Raw genomic sequence first — 1,697 nt, forward strand, 5'->3', positions numbered from 1 at the left:
CAACACCACATCGCGCCCCGTCAGGTACTCGCCGGGGGCCAGGTCGCCGATCCAGTCGTGGGGCAGGTCGGGGCCGATCAGTGCGACATGGCCGGCGCCAAACGCACCGATATAGTCGCCCGCCACCAGCTTGCCGCTGCCGTGGCGGATCAGGTGGATTTCGAATTCGGGGTGATGGTTCCAGCGGGCGAGCTCGAACGGATAGTCATGTTCGTACCAGCGAAAGCCATGCTCGGGCTCGGCCAGAATCACTTCCAGCTCGGCGGGGCGCTGCTCGAAAAGGGCGGATCGGCTTGCAGGCATGGGCTTGGCCCTTCTGGGCTTTTTGGAATGGGACCAAAATACGCCCTTTGCCCGGGCAGCCGCTACCCTGGGTTTTGTCGTTCACTGATACTTTTTTGATCCTCGCTGCGGGATCAAAAAAGTATCAGCCAGGCATCCGCCATTCGTTTGTTCGGCTCCGGGCAAGCTGCTGTAATCGGGCCGTCAACAACAAAAACAATAAGTGGAAACCGCCATGCTCAAGATTCCGAAAGCGCTGTTCCTGCTCTCCGGCCTCACGCTCGCGATGGCCGCCCATGCTGCCGAAACCGTGACCATCGCCACGGTCAACAACAGCGACATGATCCGCATGCAGCGCCTGTCCAAGGTGTTCGAACAGCAGCACCCCGAGGTGAAACTCAATTGGGTGGTGCTCGAAGAAAACGTCCTGCGCCAACGCCTCACCACCGACATCGCGACCCAGGGCGGCCAATTCGACGTACTGACCATCGGCACCTATGAAACCCCGCTGTGGGGTGCCAAACACTGGCTGGAGCCGATCACGCCACTTCCCGCCGATTACGACCTGGAAGACATCTTCCCCGCCGTGCGCCAGGGCCTGTCGGTGAACGACACCCTCTACGCCTTGCCGTTCTATGGCGAAAGCACCGTCACCTATTACCGCACCGACCTGTTCAAGCAGGCCGGCCTGGCGATGCCCGAGCATCCGACCTGGACCCAACTGGGCGAGTTCGCCGCCAAGCTCAACCAGCCCGCCAAGGACCAATACGGCATGTGCCTGCGGGGCAAGGCCGGCTGGGGTGAAAACATCGCGTTGCTGAGCACCATGGCCAACGCCTTTGGTGCACGCTGGTTCGACGAGCAATGGAAACCCGAGCTGACCAGTCCCGAGTGGACGGCGGCGGCGAACTTCTACGTCAACACCCTGAAAAACTATGGCCCGCCGGGCGTCTCCAGCAACGGTTTCAACGAAACCCTGGCGCTGTTCAACAGCGGCAAATGCGCGATCTGGGTCGACGCCAGCGTTGCCGGCTCGTTCACCACCGACAAAACCCAAAGCATAGTCGCCGACAGCGTGGGTTTTGCCGCCGCACCCACCGAGGTCACCGACAAGGGTTCGTCGTGGCTGTACGCCTGGTCCCTGGCGATCCCGGCCACCTCCAAGCACAAGGACGCCGCCAGAGCCTTTATCACCTGGGCCACCTCCAAGGAATACATCCAGCTGGTAGCGGATAAGGACGGCATCACCAACGTACCGCCGGGCACGCGCCAGTCCACCTACAACGCGGCGTACCTGGCCGCGGCGCCGTTCGCCAAGGTGACCTTGCAGATGATGCAACACGCCGACCCCGCGCACCCGTCGGCCAAACCCGTGCCGTACGTGGGCATCCAATACGTGACGATCCCCGAGTTCC

Annotated in this window: 2 protein-coding genes; one reads left to right on the forward strand and one right to left on the reverse strand. The window is 62.1% G+C overall.

Annotated elements, in window-relative coordinates:
- The coding region (locus HX846_RS23400) for an AraC family ligand binding domain-containing protein (RefSeq protein WP_178966174.1) at nucleotides 1-303 on the reverse strand (303 nt) is incomplete at its 3' end.
- A 214-nt stretch (nucleotides 304-517) separates the two neighbouring features.
- Between HX846_RS23400 and HX846_RS23405 the strand changes: the two genes are divergently transcribed.
- Nucleotides 518-1,697, forward strand: a 1,180-nt coding sequence (locus HX846_RS23405) for a sugar ABC transporter substrate-binding protein (RefSeq protein ID WP_256739864.1), incomplete at its 3' end; no start/stop codon positions are given.

The organism is Pseudomonas sp. K5002 (assembly GCF_013386655.1).
GTDB lineage: Bacteria > Pseudomonadota > Gammaproteobacteria > Pseudomonadales > Pseudomonadaceae > Aquipseudomonas.